18 protein-coding genes are annotated in these 17,800 nt (G+C 52.1%); 8 read left to right on the top strand and 10 right to left on the bottom strand.

Annotated features, from left to right (window positions below):
- Positions 1–66 precede the first annotated feature (66 nt).
- Positions 67–708: a CDP-alcohol phosphatidyltransferase family protein gene (locus tag PS053_RS03830; RefSeq protein WP_000886989.1), complete on the top strand. Its 642-nt coding sequence runs from the start codon at positions 67–69 to the stop codon at positions 706–708.
- A gap of 292 nt (positions 709–1,000) precedes the next feature.
- Here the strand turns inward: PS053_RS03830 and PS053_RS03825 are convergent, their stop codons facing one another.
- From PS053_RS03825 to xthA, 10 genes are all read right to left on the bottom strand, one after another.
- Positions 1,001–1,348, bottom strand: coding sequence for a hypothetical protein (locus PS053_RS03825; protein WP_223274210.1), 348 nt, complete (start codon positions 1,346–1,348; stop codon positions 1,001–1,003).
- Between the two features lie 5 nt (positions 1,349–1,353).
- Positions 1,354–2,652 (bottom strand): thiosulfate sulfurtransferase YnjE, encoded by a 1,299-nt coding sequence (gene ynjE, locus PS053_RS03820; RefSeq protein WP_059216352.1) that lies wholly within the window; start codon positions 2,650–2,652, stop codon positions 1,354–1,356.
- A gap of 66 nt (positions 2,653–2,718) precedes the next feature.
- Complete coding sequence (locus tag PS053_RS03815) at positions 2,719–3,372, bottom strand: ATP-binding cassette domain-containing protein (protein WP_000946667.1); 654 nt, start codon at positions 3,370–3,372, stop codon at positions 2,719–2,721.
- On the bottom strand, positions 3,372–4,907 hold the full coding sequence (locus tag PS053_RS03810) for an ABC transporter permease family protein (RefSeq protein ID WP_256878946.1): 1,536 nt from the start codon (positions 4,905–4,907) through the stop codon (positions 3,372–3,374). Before PS053_RS03810 ends, PS053_RS03815 begins: the two co-directional genes overlap by 1 nt.
- Entirely contained in the window at positions 4,880–6,046 is a 1,167-nt protein-coding gene (locus PS053_RS03805; protein ID WP_256878987.1) for an ABC transporter substrate-binding protein, read from the bottom strand. The genes PS053_RS03810 and PS053_RS03805 overlap by 28 nt, the downstream gene beginning before the upstream one ends.
- Before the next feature lie 9 nt (positions 6,047–6,055).
- Complete coding sequence (locus tag PS053_RS03800) at positions 6,056–6,604, bottom strand: carboxymuconolactone decarboxylase family protein (protein WP_000524091.1); 549 nt, start codon at positions 6,602–6,604, stop codon at positions 6,056–6,058.
- The gene (locus tag PS053_RS03795) at positions 6,604–7,311 is read right to left on the bottom strand and encodes a TVP38/TMEM64 family protein (RefSeq protein WP_000975800.1); all 708 of its coding nucleotides are present in this window, start codon (positions 7,309–7,311) and stop codon (positions 6,604–6,606) included. The genes PS053_RS03800 and PS053_RS03795 overlap by 1 nt, the downstream gene beginning before the upstream one ends.
- Before the next feature lie 15 nt (positions 7,312–7,326).
- Positions 7,327–8,004, bottom strand: coding sequence for a lipoprotein YdjY (gene ydjY / locus PS053_RS03790; protein WP_059267621.1), 678 nt, complete (start codon positions 8,002–8,004; stop codon positions 7,327–7,329).
- Between the two features lie 4 nt (positions 8,005–8,008).
- Positions 8,009–8,719 carry a TVP38/TMEM64 family protein gene (locus tag PS053_RS03785; protein WP_256878947.1) on the bottom strand — a complete coding sequence of 237 codons (711 nt, stop codon included), beginning with the start codon at positions 8,717–8,719 and terminating at the stop codon, positions 8,009–8,011.
- 167 nt (positions 8,720–8,886) lie between these two features.
- Positions 8,887–9,693, bottom strand: coding sequence for an exodeoxyribonuclease III (xthA, locus tag PS053_RS03780; RefSeq protein ID WP_025238915.1), 807 nt, complete (start codon positions 9,691–9,693; stop codon positions 8,887–8,889).
- Positions 9,694–10,137: 444 nt separating this feature from the next.
- Here xthA and astC point away from each other — a divergent pair, with 444 nt between their 5' ends.
- The 7 genes from astC (at position 10,138) to ves (ending at position 17,765) form a co-directional block, all read left to right on the top strand.
- Positions 10,138–11,358 carry a succinylornithine/acetylornithine transaminase gene (astC, locus tag PS053_RS03775; protein ID WP_256878948.1) on the top strand — a complete coding sequence of 407 codons (1,221 nt, stop codon included), beginning with the start codon at positions 10,138–10,140 and terminating at the stop codon, positions 11,356–11,358.
- Positions 11,355–12,389 (top strand): arginine N-succinyltransferase, encoded by a 1,035-nt coding sequence (gene astA / locus PS053_RS03770; protein ID WP_256878949.1) that lies wholly within the window; start codon positions 11,355–11,357, stop codon positions 12,387–12,389. The genes astC and astA overlap by 4 nt, the downstream gene beginning before the upstream one ends.
- Positions 12,386–13,864 carry a succinylglutamate-semialdehyde dehydrogenase gene (astD, locus tag PS053_RS03765; RefSeq protein WP_256878950.1) on the top strand — a complete coding sequence of 493 codons (1,479 nt, stop codon included), beginning with the start codon at positions 12,386–12,388 and terminating at the stop codon, positions 13,862–13,864. The genes astA and astD overlap by 4 nt, the downstream gene beginning before the upstream one ends.
- Entirely contained in the window at positions 13,861–15,204 is a 1,344-nt protein-coding gene (gene astB, locus PS053_RS03760; RefSeq protein WP_256878951.1) for an N-succinylarginine dihydrolase, read from the top strand. The genes astD and astB overlap by 4 nt, the downstream gene beginning before the upstream one ends.
- Positions 15,197–16,165: a succinylglutamate desuccinylase gene (astE, locus tag PS053_RS03755; RefSeq protein ID WP_000368540.1), complete on the top strand. Its 969-nt coding sequence runs from the start codon at positions 15,197–15,199 to the stop codon at positions 16,163–16,165. Before astB ends, astE begins: the two co-directional genes overlap by 8 nt.
- A gap of 329 nt (positions 16,166–16,494) precedes the next feature.
- Complete coding sequence (gene spy / locus PS053_RS03750; protein WP_001228979.1) at positions 16,495–16,980, top strand: ATP-independent periplasmic protein-refolding chaperone Spy; 486 nt, start codon at positions 16,495–16,497, stop codon at positions 16,978–16,980.
- Positions 16,981–17,189: 209 nt separating this feature from the next.
- Positions 17,190–17,765 carry an environmental stress-induced protein Ves gene (gene ves / locus PS053_RS03745; RefSeq protein WP_059227337.1) on the top strand — a complete coding sequence of 192 codons (576 nt, stop codon included), beginning with the start codon at positions 17,190–17,192 and terminating at the stop codon, positions 17,763–17,765.
- Positions 17,766–17,800: the final 35 nt, after the last annotated feature.

Below are 17,800 nucleotides of genomic sequence, written 5' to 3'. Positions count from 1 at the left end.
AGTGAAAAATGCCATAATATCCGCAGAGTTGCCCAATCAGAAGGGCTTTATATGTAAGGAGTACCTGTGCTAGACCGCCATCTTCATCCGCGAATAAAACCGTTGTTGCACCAATGTGTACGACTACTGGATAAACCTGCAATTACCCCTGATGGTTTAACGTTGACGGGGTTTGCCATCGGCGTGCTGGCGTTACCGTTTCTGGCACTTGGCTGGTATCTGCCAGCGCTGATGGCCATTTTGCTGAACCGATTTCTTGATGGTCTGGATGGTGCGCTGGCCCGGCGCAGAGGGTTAACCGACGCGGGAGGTTTTCTGGATATCTCGCTGGATTTTCTCTTTTATGCGCTGGTGCCGTTCGGGTTTATTCTCGCTGCACCGGAACAAAACGCGCTGGCGGGCGGCTGGCTGCTGTTCGCATTTATTGGCACAGGCAGCAGTTTTCTTGCCTTTGCGGCGCTGGCGGCGAAGCACCCGATTGATAATCCGGGCTATGCACATAAATCGTTTTACTATCTGGGCGGACTAACAGAAGGCAGCGAGACGATTTTGCTGTTTGTGCTGAGCTGTCTCTTTCCGACACATTTTCCGTGGTTTGCGTGGATTTTTGGCGCGCTCTGCTGGATGACGACATTTACGCGAGTGTGGAGTGGTTATCTGACGCTGAGAGGATATGAGGAACGACAAAAAAGCGATAGAGGGCAATAAATGCGATTATCGGGTCGTTATGATCAAAAAAGCTAAACCCAGAAAAACACAGACCACGAGCGTGAGCCCTGAGATGAGCAAAATGGTCCAGATAATCCAGCGCGTTTTGCTGGAACTCTCCTCAGCGGCTTTGATTCTTCGCCATACCAAAATAGCGACGATGAGGCTTGCCAGTAGAGGAAATATCACGACATAGCCAATAAAGGCGTGAAAGAAGGGAATTGAAACATACATGTCGGGCCCTTTATTCCAGCTAACAGGAAAAAAGATAAACAGCTAAATTTAGAAGGGGTTAACTTGTCAGCCATGCGATGAAAAGCAGAAAGCCAACGCCGGCACTGATAACAATCGCCAGAATCGCATCACGCCAAACGCGCCAGTGCTTACCTACATAGTCCGGCCCGGCATTATGTTTCTGCCAACTATTTAGTGCCACGCTGATACCAGCGATGATTGGCAGGATCACCAGCAATACCAGTGCGAGAGTTGCGATGTCATTAAGCCGTTGTTCACTTATCATGTATTGATTATCCTTAATCCATGAGTTGCCGGGATACTCCGGTGGCAGTGAAAAATAGCCTGCACAATCGGGAGAACTCTCCAGGTCATGTCGGGTAACGCCGTTACCCGACAGAGGCACTTTCGCTATTCCGGTTTACGATCGCCCGTTGCTACCGGGTTTTTCGGATCGCTGCTCCATTCGTACCAGCCGCCGTCATACACGGAGACGTTATTCCAGCCCATTGCCCGTGCGTACATAAAGGTTTCTGACGCACGCCAGCCGGTGCCGCAGTAGAACGAGACTTGCTGATCCGGTTTGATATTCCATGCTTGCCACATAGCGGTAATATCATCGGCGCTGCGCATCGTACCGTCTGGATTATGGAAATCTTCCATATGGGTTGAGTCGCTGCCTGCGTGTCCCCAGCGTGCGCCCGGAATTTCACCTTTTGGTTTGATATAGCTGTAGCCACTGGTAGTGCCGATAAATTCCGGCCAGGAGCGAATGCTGACCAGCGATGCATCCTGGCGATGCAGCAGGCCACGCGCTTGCTCCATATCCAGCATCAGTTGCGGTTGTGCCGGGATCTTCACGCCGAAATCCGGTTCCGCGTTCACTTTTGGTGGCGTACCGCGCTCAACGGGCAGACCCGCGTCGGACCAGGTTTGCCAGCCGCCGTCCAGCAGGCGTACATCTTTCACTCCTGCGTAGAGCATAATCTGCGCCACGCGCGCTGCTGCATAAACGTCGCGACCATAAAGAATAACAGTGGTGTCATGACGAATGCCGTGTTTTGCCAGCATCGCTTTCAGTTGCTCATCAGAGACTTTATTCCACAGCGGTTCACTTTCCACTTCATTGGTATCGATGTAATCGGCGCCGGGAATATGGCTGATGAGATAAAGTTTCGGTGCGCCCCAGGCCGCTTCAATGACTTTCCAGTCGCCAGCAGGTTTCGCCGTAACTTCTTTCCCTTGTTGCAAATTGTGCAGCCATTGCGGGTAAACCAGCTGCTCAAAGTGCGGTAGTTTTTGCAATCGGGAAGGATTGCTAAGGGCGTCGCTTAAGGTGGAGATTTTTGTGAAGCCTGCTTTCTGAAGGCGTGATTTGACGGCTTTGACATCTTTGTCATTTCCGTACAACGCTACCGGCGCATCGGTTTTCAGGTTATGTTGCTTGATCCATTCATTGAGTTGTCCGGCGCTCATTTTGTCGAGCCAGCTCGCAGAAAGATTTAAGGCGGCAGGTTCATGACCGGAAGGGCCATTTAAGGTTTGGGGCCAGCCGTTATAAAACGCGCTGGGGCGAGTATCTATCGCTTTGCCATTTTGTTGTTGAAGCTGGTCAAGTGTAAGAGGCTTCGCCAGTTCAGCGGCCCACGAAGAAGCGCAAGCCAGCCCTAAAGCCATTGCCAGCGCGGTCATTTGAGAAACACGTTTCATCGAAAATCCCGACATTGTAGTTTTGAGTGCGTCATTCTGAACTGACGTATCAGGAAAAACTTTGCGTTATCGCAGCTTGTTGTAATTTTCTGACCATTGCGTCATATCCAGAACGGGACTATCGGCGGGAACATCCTGAAGATCGTGGGTTACCTGAACGACGGGGATCGCCAGTTTGCGAACTTCATTAAATACCCACTGACGAAAATTATCACGCAGAGTTACGTCAAGACGGCTGAACGGTTCATCAAGTAGTAATGCTTTGGGTTGGGCGAGAAGGGCGCGTAGCAAGGCAACGCGTGCGCGTTGCCCGCCAGACAGAGTTGCGGGATCCTGATGGAAAGTTCCACTTAGCCCCGCACGCTCAAGCGCATCATTCACGGCATTGCGCCGCGCTGTCCCCTTGAGCGTCGACGGTAGCGCCAGCAACAAATTTTGCCCGACGCTGAACTGGTCAAATAACAGCGCATCCTGGAAAAGAATGCCAATCTGGCGTTGGGCAGTGGGCAGAGCGTCGATGCGTTGCTCATTAAGCCATAACTCGCCTCTACAGGAAAACTCCCCGGCAAGCGCACCGATCATCCACGAAAACAGGGTTGATTTGCCGCAGCCTGATGGGCCCATTAACGTGACAATGTCACCGTTATCTACCGTAAAGTTGACGTTTGCCAGCAAAGGGGTTTCAGACAAACGCAGTGAAACATTTTTTACGCGAAGCATTAGCGGAGTCCTTGTCTGGCGTAACCGGCCCATTTTGACATTAAAGCGGTGAGGGCAAAAACCAATAGCGGCAACAGCAGTTGCCATAGCGCCTGGGTGGCAAGAATACTGTTGCTGCCGCCGCTGCTTAACGCTACGGCTTCGGTAGTCAACGTCGGGAAGCGTCCCGCGCCCAACCATAACGTCGGCATATATTGCGCAATACTCACTGAAAAACCGACAGCGAATGCGATAAGCGCAGGGCGTAGCATTAACGGGCATTTTACATAAAAGAATATTTTACCACGTGACCAGCCCAGCGTTTGCGCAATCAGAATTAACCGCGAGTCGATGCGCTGCCAGGCAGGTTGTAGAATAAACAGCATCCATGGCATCACCCACAGCAGGTGCCCCCAGACTATGGCCGACTCGCTACCATCCAGATACAGCCACAGCGTCAATGTGTACTGACCTGCGACCAGCGGCAGCGCCGGTAATAATATAGGCAGCCAGATCCAGAACTGCCGACGTTGCGGCCCCCATTCCAGCCACAGCAACAATATGATTACAGCGATGAATGTCGCGACCAGCCCCATCTCCAGACTATTAAACAAGGCTTCGTTGTTGATCGTCGACCGATCCGCGAGGATCGCCAGTAACAATAAACAGAGTACGCCAGTAAGCGGTAAGAACTGTGCCAGAGCTTTGCCGGGAAGTAAGGGAGTAGTACGCTGGCGAATGCCATCTTCCCGGGGAATAGTGCGCCGCCAGGCGCGCCACAGTAAATAGCCAGGCAAAACGCAGGCGGCGAGTAACAGCATGAGCAGCAGGCAGGCAAGCGCGCCTTTCGTCTGTTGGTCGGTATCGCCCTGGGTTAACCACTGCCAGCTTATTACCGCCAGCGTCGGTGGATTGCCCGGGCCGAGGATAATCGCCACATCCACAACCGACAGCGACCATGCCACAACCGCCAGCATCGCCATAGCCAGTGCGGGAGCGACGGAGGGCAGCAACAGCCAGTTCAGACATTGCCAGCGGTTGTAGCCCAGAGAATCCAGTACAATCACTTGTTGCAACAGACGTTTTTCGCTGAGTACCGCAGACAAGATCCACAACAGAAAGGCGCTTTCTTTTACCGCCAGGGCAATACCAAGACCGATGCCGTAGCGGTCCATCAACGGGGTGAGAAAAGGGAAATAGTCATACACCAGACCGCCTTCTGCAAACAGTAGCAGGACGCTGGCGGCAAATGCGACGTGTGGGATGGCAAGTAGCCACGGCAGACGAGCGCACAAGCGCAGCCATTTTGCGCCAGGCCATAGCGCCACAATTACCAGCAGGGCAATAAGCAAGGCGCCCACTGCCGCAATAGACGTTGAAACCAGCGTCGCAAGTAGCGCCTGTGGTAACTGTGGATCGGCAAATAATACCTGCCAGTTTGTCAGTGACATAGCCGGCGTTGCCAGTGTGAAAACAGCCAGGATCAGCGGCGCGTAGATCGCCGCCATCACACCCCATAGCAGAAAGATTAATGCGTACCGTAACGGCGTAGCCATTCTTGTTCCAGCGCATTTACCCAACCTGCGTGCGGTTCTGCCAGTACCGGCGGCAGACCTTGCGGCATTCGTGCTTGTAATGTTTTGCGTTGTCCGTCAGGCAGTTTCTGCGGATCGAGAACGGATGGATCACCCCAGACAGCCGAGTCTGCCTTACGCAGTTGTGCATCAGGAGAGAGCAGGAAATTAGCGACGACTTTTGCCGCCGCGCTGGCATTAGCGTTGGCGGGGATAGTGACGAAATGTACGTTGCCAATCATTCCCTCGCGAAAGCCAAAGCTGTAACTGCTGGCAGGCAAATCGCCACTGGCTATTTTTTGTTGCGCGTGAGCAGGGTTAAAGGTCAACGACAGGCGCAACGAGCCCGCTTTCAACAGGGTATCCATTCGTGCGGGAGAGGGCGGGAAATCCTTGCTCTCACGCCACAAATACGGATGCAGCGCATTGAGATATTGCCATAGCGGCGCAGTAACGCGGGCAAAAGTTGCATCGTTCGGCGCTTCTTTTAATGCGCCGGGCTCTGGCGTCAGCATGATCAGCAACTGTTCAAGAAACGCGGTGCCGGTAAAGTCCGGTGGGCGCGGATAAGTGACCGTACCAGGATTGGCTTTGGCAAATTCCAGCAACGCTTGCGGCGTTTGTGGTGGTTGTGGCGTGAGGTCGCGTCTGGCAATAAAGGTCAGTTGTGCGCCGCCCCAGGGCGATTCAGCCCCTTCGGTTGGCACAGAAAAATCTTCCCGTACCGGCAGTTGTGTATCGACGTAACGCCAGTTGGGAAGCGTTTCTGCCCAGTCGGTTTGCAGTAAATTGGCCTCTTTTAAGGTGCGGAAGTTTTCGCCGTTCACCCAGAGCAGATCCACCGAGCCGCCCGTTTTACGTCCGGCAGCAGCTTCGGTCTGAATGCGCTTCACCGCGTCTGCGGCATCCGCCAGACGAACAATCTTCAGGTTTATAGCGTAATGGGTTTTCATCTCGCCGCTAACCCAGTCGAGATAGCGGTTAATCGCGGTGTCGCCGCCCCAGGCGTTAAACCAGACGGTTTGCCCTTTGGCCTCATTTTTAATTTCCTGCCAGTCACTGGCATGGGTTGCCAAAGAAAACAGCGATAACAATCCCAGCAACCATACACAATGGCGCATCATCTCTCCTTAAGAACGTTTTTCAGGAAGTCGGCAGAGTCCCTGGGCGGGAATGTCCATAGCAGAATTAAAACGAGCCGACAGATTTTGCAGGCCGATTAATGCTGTTAACTCGGTGAGTGCCTGCGCATCAAAATGGGCAGTTAGTCGGGCGCGCAGGGCATCGTCCACCGTAGGCGGCGTGACGCTGGCGGCTTCTGCGTACTCCAGCGCCAGTCGCTCCTCGTCGCTGAACAATGGGCTTTGTCGCCAGTCAGACACCGCCAGCAGTTTGTCAGTGCTGCCGGTGCGCTCAGCGACTTTCATACTGGTGATATCCACGCAAAACTCACACAGACACATTTGCGCAATGCGCGCGCTGACAAGCGATCGCACCACCGGATCCAGCGGTGAGCGTTTGCGTTCCAGCCAGCCGACAAACATCGACACCAGATAAAAAATAAACGGGATCCGCCCCCACCAGCGAACAGGACTTAGCACCTCGCCATAATGACGACGATGTAGCCACGCCTGCGGACGTAAAATGAAAGGAATTTTGCTCAGCGGCGGTAACCCCATCAGGCATTCCTCTTTTGGCGTTCAAGCCATATTTTTTTCGCCATAAAAATCACCACGGTCAGAGCAAACAGAATAAACAGTCCGGTGACAAACCAGAATGTGCCGCCTGTTAACATGCTGCCCGCCCAGGAATAAACAATGGTCGCCGGTAACTGACCGAGCCCGGTGGCGATAAAAAACGAGCGAAAACGTATTGAAGTCAAACCGGCAGCATAGCTGATTGGATCGAAAGGGACAAAAGGCAATAACCGGCATACCAGGATAGTATGTTTGCCGTAGCGGGTAAAAAAACCGTCCATGCTGTCGAGCACGGTTTTACCCGTTAACTTTTCTACCACTTCGCGGCCCATCACTCTGGCAATAAAAAAGCACAGTGCCGCGCCAGCCATCGAACTGGTCCACGACAGAAGGCCACCCCAGAATGCGCCGAACAGCGAGGCATTGGCAAAGGTAATTAAGAATGCCGGTAGCGGCGCGGCGATGGCCTGTAAAATCATCAAAAAGAATGAGACCACTGCCGCTTGCGCGCCATAAGACTGAATAAAGTGCTCAATACCCTGTTGGTCCACGGCGGCAAATGCCGCAACGCTGTGATTGATAAAATCATGGACACCGGGAAGCAGCGCCCATGCGAGCAGCGTGGCGAACAACAGGATGATGATGGCGGCACGGTAATACCAGATTTTACGCGGTTGTATCTTCATCATCCTTTATCCTGGGGTTTATTCGACAACTTTAAAAGTAACCGTTGCCAGCGTGTTATCTGGCGGTAATACTGACGCATTGCCTTTGAATTTCACTTCGCCGCGTTTTTCTACCGCACCATAAGTGTACGTCGCATTGCTGACAATACCGACCGGGCAGCTATCAAGACATACCAGACAGCCTGTTTTTTTCTCTTCCGCCGCTGCTAAATTACCACCAAAGCGCATATCCAGTTTTTTGCTATTACTATCGACAATTACCTCATCAAAGGAATAAGTTTTTGTCGCGCCTTGCCAGTTCACTGAAATATCCAGTTTGCTGCCAGCGACATGTGTGGCTTCTTTATTATCCATTGTCATGTTTTCGCCCGGCGTAGCGCCTGCCTGTTTCAGGGCTTCATAAAATGCTTTTGGTGTGGCATACCCCATAAACAGCGATTTATGCCCGTTGGAGCCCTCTTTAAATACAATGCCGTGGCGAGTATCGTCGGTGAGGAAACGCCCATTAATTTGCACCAGCATGGTGACCGTATGGTTACTGGCATCGACGCGTAGCGGCTGGCTGGTCGAAAGCCCGTCGTACTCTACTTTTGCCGTCGTATTCTCTTTTTGATCGCAGCCACCAAGCCCCGCGGCTGCCAGTAAACACAGCGCAGCCAGTCCTTTTTTCCATGACACTGAATAATGTTGCAACATCGTTCTATCCTTCGTTTTTAGGGTGAGTAAGTGGGCTGCGGCGAGAAGCAGGCAGATCCACCTGTTTGTGTCGGGCATAGAGTCTGGCGAGCTGAATGAGAATAAACAGCATCAGGCCAGCCAGACAGAGTTTTAATGTAAAGAGCAGCGTAACGCCTTCACTGGCGAGGTCGCTGGCCATCACGGTATAAATAACGATCCCCGGTAGAGTGGTTAATGCTGAAATAAGGGTATAAGGCCAAAAGCCTATCGCGGTTAATCCGTAAGCGTAATTTTGAATATTGTAAGGAAATAGCGGGATTAAGCGGGTCAGAATAAGAAAATCAATGCCGCTACGTGAAATTCCTTTTTCAATGGCTTGAAAAGTATGAGTATGGCCGACGTATTTCAGTAGCAAATCACGTCCCAGCCAGCGCGCCAGTAAGAATGAACACGCTGATGCCAGCGTAGCGGCAATCAACGAAAGCAGAGTACCCAATAGCGGGCCAAAGGCAATTCCGCCTGCGATTACCAGTACGCTTCCCGGTAATAGAAAGAGGGTGGCGACGATAAATAACAGAATATAGAGGCTATAGCCGAGAAATCCACTCTGGCGAATGAGTGTTTGCAGGTGAGGTAAATCAGTGACCAGATCGAATAAATTGAAAGCGTGGATAGCATAAATAGACGGCACAAAAATAAGACAGATAAGAAGTAATTTATGCTCTGCTTTCATCGTGGGGTTTCCTATATCAAAACTTGATAATAGAGAAGTGGTCAGACAACTAAAAACGCAGTGACGGTATAACAAAGGTGGGCGGGGAACAAATCATTACTGACAGTTTGTTGATTTTTCTCAAGGTTCATTCTCCTGACTTACAATGAGTCAGGAGAATGAAGATATTAGCGGCGGAAAGTTGCCCACACAGGAGCGTGATCTGACGGTTTTTCCATACTGCGGATTTCATAATCAATGCCGGTTTCTACGCAGCATTCCGCCAGCGGCTGGCTGGCAAGCAGCAGATCGATACGCAGGCCACGGTTATCATCAAAACCTTTTGAGCGGTAATCAAACCACGAGAAACGGTCCGCCGTTTCTGGATTAGCGTGGCGGAAGGTATCTACCAACCCCCAACTGAGCAGACGCTCCATCCACTCGCGTTCTTCCGGCAGGAAGGAACATTTTCCGGTACGCAGCCAGCGTTTGCGGTTCTCTTCGCCAATGCCGATATCCAGATCGGTGGGGCTGATATTCATATCACCCATAATCAGCACCGGATTCTCGCGTTTGAGTTCGGTTTCCAGATAGTTTTGCAGGTTCTGGTAAAACTGTGCTTTCGCCGGGAATTTAGTGGGATGGTCACGGCTTTCACCCTGCGGGAAGTAACCGTTGATCACGGTGACATTGCCCAGCGGCGAGGGAATTTCCGCCATAATAATCCGCCGCTGAGCGTCTTCTCCATCGCCCGGGAAGCCGCGACGTACGGTAATCGGCGTCTCTTTGGTCAGCAGCGCCACGCCATAATGGCCTTTCTGTCCGTGATAAAACACGTTGTAGCCGAGTTTTGCCACTTCTTCGAGTGGAAACATATCGTCATGAACTTTTGTCTCCTGCAGGCCAATGACATCCGGTTGATGCTTCTCGACGATGGCTTCAAGCTGGTGAGGTCTGGCGCGCAGGCCGTTGATATTAAAAGAGACAAATTTCATAGTCGCTGCCATTTTTGCAAATAAAGAGTGGGGGGATGTTAGCAGAAATTCGTCTGGCTTACCGCTTGTTGTTAAGTGATTTGATCGATGGTTGTTAATGCTGACAACGATGGATCAAAAAATGCTCGCTTTTGGTGCAGGCAGCGTCGAAATGGCGCACTAATTTCCAGTAAATTTCGTTAACGATCACAATTTTAGAATTATATTTCACTTCTGCATAACATTTCGTTTTTTATCCTTTTTATTCAACTGTATCCCGAACGTATTCACTTTATATGCACGTTAAATGCATATCATCAGGTTATAACTTGTTGATTTCCAGATGGCTGCTCTCGTTTATGCACTTTTGTCACTGGCTGGCACAAACCCTGCAATCTACATTTACAGCGCAAACACACCAATTATTAACATATAAGCAACTATTTATTTACTGTAGAGGTCGCTATGTCTCAGCCAATTACGCGTGAAAACTTTGATGAATGGATGATACCTGTTTACGCACCGGCACCGTTCATTCCGCTACGTGGCGAAGGTTCACGCTTGTGGGATCAGCAGGGGAAAGAGTATATCGACTTCGCGGGGGGCATTGCGGTAAACGCGCTGGGCCATGCGCATCCCGAACTGCGCGAGGCGCTGAACGAACAGGCAGGTAAGTTCTGGCATACCGGTAATGGCTATACCAACGAACCGGCATTACGGCTGGCGAAAAAACTTATCGACGCGACTTTTGCCGATCGCGTGTTCTTTTGTAACTCCGGCGCGGAGGCCAACGAAGCGGCGCTGAAACTGGCGCGTAAATTCGCTCACGACCGCTACGGCAGCCATAAGAGCGGTATTGTGGCGTTTAAAAATGCCTTTCACGGGCGCACGCTGTTTACCGTCAGCACGGGCGGACAGCCTGCCTATTCACAAGATTTTGCGCCACTGCCGCCGGATATTCGTCATGCTGCGTATAACGATATTAACTCTGCCAGCGCGCTGATCGACGACTCTACCTGTGCGGTGATTGTCGAGCCCATCCAGGGCGAAGGCGGCGTGGTGCCTGCCAGCAACGCATTTTTACAAGGTCTGCGTGAACGGTGTGACCGCCACAATGCTTTGCTGATTTTTGATGAGGTACAAACGGGCGTCGGGCGCACAGGGGAACTGTATGCCTATATGCACTATGGCGTAACGCCCGATTTGTTAACTACCGCCAAAGCTTTGGGTGGCGGTTTCCCGGTTGGCGCGCTGCTGGCAACCGAAAAATGCGGCCGCGTGATGACCGTTGGTAGCCACGGCACGACCTATGGCGGCAATCCGCTGGCCTCGGCGGTGGCAGGTAAAGTGCTTGATCTTATTAACACGCCGAAAATGCTTAACGGGGTTAAACAGCGCCACGACGGGTTTGTTGAGCGTCTTAATACCATTAATCACCGTTGTGGTTTGTTCAGTGAAATCCGCGGATTAGGTCTGCTAATTGGTTGTGTTTTGAATGCCGATTACGCCGGGCAAGCGAAACAAATTTCGCAAGAAGCGGCAAAAGCTGGCGTGTTGGTGCTGATTGCCGGAGGTAACGTGGTGCGTTTTGCTCCGGCGCTGAATGTCAGCGAAGAAGAAGTGACGACGGGTCTGGATCGCTTTGCAGCAGCCTGCGAACGTTTTGTGAGCGGAGGTTCATCATGATGGTCATCCGTCCTGTTGAACGCACGGATGTTGCGGCGTTGATGCAGCTTGCCAGTAAAACGGGGGGCGGCCTGACGTCGTTACCCGCCAATGAAGCTACACTTTCGGCGCGTATCGAAAGGGCCATAAAAACCTGGCAGGGCGAACTGCCCAAAAGTGAACAAGGTTATGTGTTTGTGCTGGAAGAGAGCGAGACAGGCACTGTAGCGGGTATTTGCGCTATTGAGGTGGCGGTTGGGCTGAACGATCCCTGGTATAACTATCGCGTCGGCACGCTGGTTCACGCGTCAAAAGAGCTGAATGTTTACAATGCGTTACCGACGCTGTTTCTCAGTAATGATCACACCGGCAGCAGCGAACTGTGTACGCTGTTTCTCGACCCGGACTGGCGCAAAGAGGGCAACGGCTATTTGTTATCGAAATCGCGCTTTATGTTTATGGCGGCTTTTCGCGACAAGTTTAACGACAAAGTGGTCGCTGAAATGCGCGGGGTGATCGATGAACACGGCTATTCGCCGTTCTGGCAAAGCCTCGGCAAGCGTTTCTTTTCGATGGATTTTAGCCGCGCCGATTTTCTCTGCGGTACCGGTCAAAAAGCGTTTATCGCTGAACTGATGCCAAAACACCCAATCTATACTCACTTTTTATCCCAGGAGGCGCAGGACGTCATCGGACAAGTGCATCCACAAACCGCACCTGCCCGCGCGGTGCTGGAAAAAGAAGGTTTCCGCTATCGTCACTATATCGACATCTTCGACGGTGGGCCGACGCTGGAGTGCGATATCGACCGTGTTCGCGCCATCCGCAAAAGCCGGCTGGTGGAGGTGGCTGAAGGGCAGCCAGCGCAAAGCGATTTCCCGGCCTGCCTGGTCGCCAATGAAAATTATCACCATTTTCGTGTGGTGCTGGTGCGTGCCGATCCGGCTACCGAGCGTTTGATTTTAACCGCCACGCAACTTGATGCACTGAAGTGTCACGCCGGGGATTGTGTTCGTCTGGTGCGTTTGTGCGCAGAGGAGAAAACAGCATGACTTTATGGATCAACGGTGACTGGGTAACGGGCCAGGGGGCGCTGCGCGTGAAGCGAAATCCTGTATCGGGCGAGGTGTTATGGCAGGGCAATGATGCCAATGCCACTCAGGTCGAGCAGGCTTGTCGGGCCGCCCGTGCGGCGTTTCCGCGTTGGGCGCGATTCTCCTTTAGCGATCGCCAGGTAAGAGTTGAACGTTTTGCCGGACTGCTGGAAAGCAATAAAGCCGAATTAACCGCGATTATTGCCAGAGAAACGGGTAAGCCGCGCTGGGAAGCGGCAACCGAAGTGACAGCGATGATCAATAAAATCGCGATATCAATTAAGGCATATCATGTTCGTACCGGCGAGCAGCGCAGCGAAATGCCGGACGGCGCGGCGAGCTTGCGCCATCGTCCGCACGGTGTACTGGCAGTGTTTGGTCCGTACAATTTCCCCTGTCATCTGCCTAATGGACATATTGTTCCGGCGCTGCTGGCAGGCAACACAATCATCTTCAAGCCCAGCGAGCTGACACCGTGGAGCGGAGAAGTGGTTATGCGTTTGTGGCAGCAGGCTGGATTGCCGCCGGGGGTGCTGAACCTGGTCCAGGGCGGGCGCGAAACCGGTCAGGTACTCAGCGCTCTGGAAGATCTTGACGGTTTGCTGTTTACCGGTAGCGCTAATACCGGCTACCAGTTGCACCGCCAGCTTTCCGGTCAGCCGGAAAAGATTCTCGCCCTCGAAATGGGCGGCAATAATCCGCTGATTATCGATAAGGTGGCGGATATCGATGCCGCAGTCCATCTGACCATTCAGTCGGCATTTGTCACTGCCGGGCAACGCTGTACCTGCGCCCGCCGTTTATTGCTGAAAAATGGGGCGCAGGGCGATGCATTTCTTGCCCGCCTGGTTGCCGTCAGCCAGCGTTTAACGCCGGGCAACTGGGACGATGAACCGCAGCCGTTTATTGGTGGGCTGATTTCTGAACAGGCCGCACAGCAGGTTGTTACTGCCTGGCAGGAACTGGAAGCATTGGGTGGGCAAACGTTGCTTGCGCCACGTTTGTTACAAGCGGGAACATCGCTGCTAACGCCGGGGATCGTTGAAATGACAGGCGTTACTGGCGTGCCGGATGAAGAGGTATTTGGACCGCTATTGCGCGTCTGGCGTTACGATACCTTCGATGAAGCGATAAAAATGGCGAATAACACGCGTTTTGGCCTCTCTTGTGGTCTGATTTCTCCCGAGCGGGAAACATTCGATCAACTGTTGCTGGAAGCGCGGGCGGGGATTGTTAACTGGAACAAACCGCTTACCGGCGCCGCCAGCACCGCGCCATTCGGCGGTGTTGGCGCTTCCGGCAACCATCGCCCCAGCGCCTGGTATGCGGCGGATTATTGCGCCTGGCCAATGGCAACTCTGGAGTCATCTTCATTAACGTTGCCCGCCGTACTTAACCCAGGGCTGGATTTTTCTGATGAGGTGGCGCGATGAATGCTTGCGAAGTCAATTTCGATGGGCTGGTGGGGCTGACACATCATTACGCTGGTCTGTCGTTTGGTAATGAAGCCTCCACTTGCCACCGTTTTCAGGTCTCTAACCCGCGACTGGCGGCAAAACAGGGCTTACTGAAAATGAAAGCCCTTGCCGATGCGGGATTTCCCCAGGCGGTGATCCCGCCACATGAGCGCCCGTGTATTCCGGTTTTGCGCCAGTTAGGGTTCAGAGGCAGCGATGAACAGGTGCTGGAGAACGTTGCCCGTCAGGCTCCACACTGGCTTTCCAGCGTTAGTTCCGCGTCGCCAATGTGGGTGGCGAATGCTGCCACGGTCGCGCCGTCTGCCGATACGCTGGATGGTAAAGTGCATTTCACGGTCGCCAACCTGAACAATAAATTTCACCGTTCGCTGGAAGCGCCAATCACCGAATCATTGTTAAAAGCGATTTTTAACGATGACGAGAAATTCGTCGTTCACTCAGCGTTGCCACAGGTGGCCTTGCTCGGTGACGAGGGGGCGGCAAACCACAATCGACTCGGCGGTCATTACGGCGAACCCGGTATGCAGATTTTTGTTTACGGGCGAGAAGAGGGTAACGGTTCGCGGCCTTCCCGCTATCCGGCGCGGCAGACCCGCGAAGCCAGTGAGGCAGTCGCCAGGCTAAATCAGGTTAATCCACAGCAGGTGATTTTCGCCCAGCAAAACCCGGACGTTATTGACCAGGGCGTTTTTCATAATGATGTAATTGCTGTGAGCAATCGCCAGGTGTTGTTTTGCCATCAACAGGCATTTGCTCACCAGGCGCAATTACTGGCAAGCCTGCGTTCGCGGGTTAATGGTTTTATGGCAATTGAAGTTCCTGCGGCGCAGGTGTCCGTAGCGGATGCGGTTTCTACCTATCTGTTTAACAGCCAGTTAGTAAGCCGTGATGATAGTTCAATGATGTTAGTGCTGCCGCAGGAGTGCCGGGAGCACGCCGGAGTGTGGCGTTATCTCAATGGGTTGCTTGCCGCCGATAATCCGATCAGTGAACTGAAAGTTTTTGATTTACGTGAGAGTATGGCGAACGGCGGCGGCCCGGCGTGCCTGCGTTTGCGCGTAGTATTGACGGTAGAAGAATGTCGGGCAGTCAATCCGGCGGTGATGATGAACGATACGCTGTTTAATGCGCTCAATAACTGGATAGACCATTACTATCGCGATCGTCTTACTACCGCCGATCTGGCCGACCCGCAGTTGCTGCGTGAAGGGCGAGAAGCGCTGGATATGCTAACTCGTTTGCTGGATCTCGGTTCGGTTTATCCGTTCCAGCGCGAGGGAGGGGGAAATGGATAATTTTCTCTCCCTGACTCTGACAGGGAAAAAGCCCGCCATCACCGAGAGGGAAAGCAACGGTATTCGCTGGCGCTGGCTGGGCGATGGATTACTCGAACTGACGCCGTTAACACCACCGCAAGGCGCGATGGTGCTTTCGGCAGGGATCCACGGCAATGAAACGGCGCCAGTGGAAATGCTGGACGCGTTGCTTAGCGCGATATATCACGGAGAAATGCCACTGCGCTGGCGGTTGTTGGCGATCCTCGGCAATCCTCCGGCGTTAAAACAAGGGAAGCGTTATTGCCATAGCGATATGAATCGAATGTTTGGCGGGCGCTGGCAGTTATTTGCTGAAAGCGGTGAAACCTGCCGCGCTCGCGAACTGGAGCAGTGTCTGGAGGATTTTTATGATCAGAGCAAAGAGCCCGTTCGCTGGCACCTCGATTTACATACGGCTATTCGCGGTTCGTACCATCCGCAGTTTGGTGTTTTACCGCAACGGGATATTCCCTGGGATGAAAATTTCCTGACATGGTTGGGGGCGGCGGGACTGGAGGCGCTGGTGTTTCATCAGGCGCCGGGCGGGACGTTTACTCACTTCAGCGCTGAACATTTTGGTGCCCTGGCCTGTACGCTGGAACTTGGAAAAGCGTTGCCGTTTGGGCAAAACGATCGCCATCAGTTTGCGCCAACCGCCAGTGCGATTGCGGCGCTGCTATCGGGTGAAAATGTCAGTATTGAGAGGCAATCACCGCTACGCTATCGGGTCGTTTCACAAATTACCCGCCATTCACCGTCTTTCGAATTACATATGGCAGGTGAAACGCTGAACTTTACGCCGTTTAAAAAGGGAATATTGCTGGCTCAGGATGGAGAGGAATGTTTTACGGTGACCCATGATGTTGAATATGTTCTGTTTCCTAATCCATTGGTTGCAATAGGATTGCGTGCGGGATTAATGCTGGAAAAATTAACCTAATATTTGCCCGCAGAAATCATTCTGCGGGTGTCTAATTATTTTCTTATGAAATAATACAGATTAATCCTGGTTATTTGCTTTATTTGTCACCAGTTATCAGATATAGTTCTTCATAATCTCTGCAAAATCAGTTGGTTGAAATATTCCTTCATTGCTCTCCATCAAATTTTCTTTTTTTCTCCATAATTGGCGGAAAAATGTTTTTTACACTTTCATTGTTTTACCGTTGCTCTGATTAATTGACGCTAAACTTAGTAAAGTTTATCTCGTCAACACGGCACGTTACTTAAGAAAGCCGTACAAAATAACTGAAATGAAGGATATCGAATATGCGTAAATTAACTGCTCTGTTTGTTGCCTCTACCCTGGCTCTTGGCGCGGCTAATCTGGCTCACGCCGCAGATACGACTACCGCAGCACCGGCTGATGCGAAGCCGATGATGCATCATAAAGGTAAGTTTGGTCCGCATCAGGATATGATGTTTAAAGACCTGAACCTGACCGACGCGCAGAAACAGCAAATTCGCGAAATCATGAAAGGTCAGCGCGACCAGATGAAACGTCCGCCGCTGGAAGAACGCCGCGCAATGCATGACATTATTGCCAGCGATACCTTCGATAAGGCAAAAGCGGAAGCACAGATCGCGAAAATGGAAGAACAGCGCAAAGCGAACATGCTGGCGCACCTGGAAACCCAAAACAAGATTTACAACATTTTGACACCGGAACAGAAAAAGCAATTTAATGCGAATTTTGAGAAGCGTCTGACAGAACGCCCGGCAGCAAAAGGTAAAATGCCTGAAACCGCTGAATAATCTCTCAGCGTAAAGGCTTAAGACCGCCGGTCTTGTCCACTACCTTGCAGTAATGCGGTGGACAGGATCGGCGGTTTTCTTTTTTGTGCCTGTACCGGTCATTTTTGCCAAAAATTCCTGAATAGCGCTAAGGGAAATCACCCGAGTTGCCGATAACAATCCACGGTTGCCTGAACGATAACAATGAAAAGAGCATGCCGGGAGCGAGTATGGAATACTTTGATATGCGTAAAATGTCGGTAGATCTGTGGCGAAACGCGGCTGGTGAAACTCGCGAAATCTGTCGTTTTCCTCCGGCAAAACGTGATTTTTACTGGCGTGCCAGTATCGCTTCTATCGCGACCAATGGTGAGTTTTCGCTGTTTCCGGGAATGGAAAGGAGCGTGACGCTGCTGGAAGGCGGTGAGATATGTCTTGAAAGCACAGACCGTTTTAGCCACACCTTAAAGCCACTACAACCTTTTGCTTTTTCGGCAGATCAAGTCGTGAAGGCAAAACTGACGGAAGGGCTGATGTCGATGGATTTCAACGTCATGACACGCCTTGATATCTGTAAGGCGAAAGTCAGAATTGCCGATCGCACGTTTACCACGTTTGGCTCGCGCGGCGGAGTGGTGTTTGTGATCAGCGGGGCGTGGCAACTGGGTGATAAACTGTTGACCTCCGACCAGGGTGCGTGCTGGTACGATGGCAAGCACACCCTGCGGCTTTTGCAATCGCAAGGTCAATTGCTGTTCAGTGAAATTAGCTGGCGTCCTGGTCATTCGCCGGAGTCCGTTCAGTAATTTTTTCCTAAAAGATAAAAGGGGATGCTGTGTCC

The organism is Escherichia albertii (assembly GCF_028622335.1).
Taxonomy (GTDB): Bacteria; Pseudomonadota; Gammaproteobacteria; order Enterobacterales; family Enterobacteriaceae; genus Escherichia; species Escherichia albertii.
This window is presented reverse-complemented; position numbering and strand designations above follow the sequence as displayed.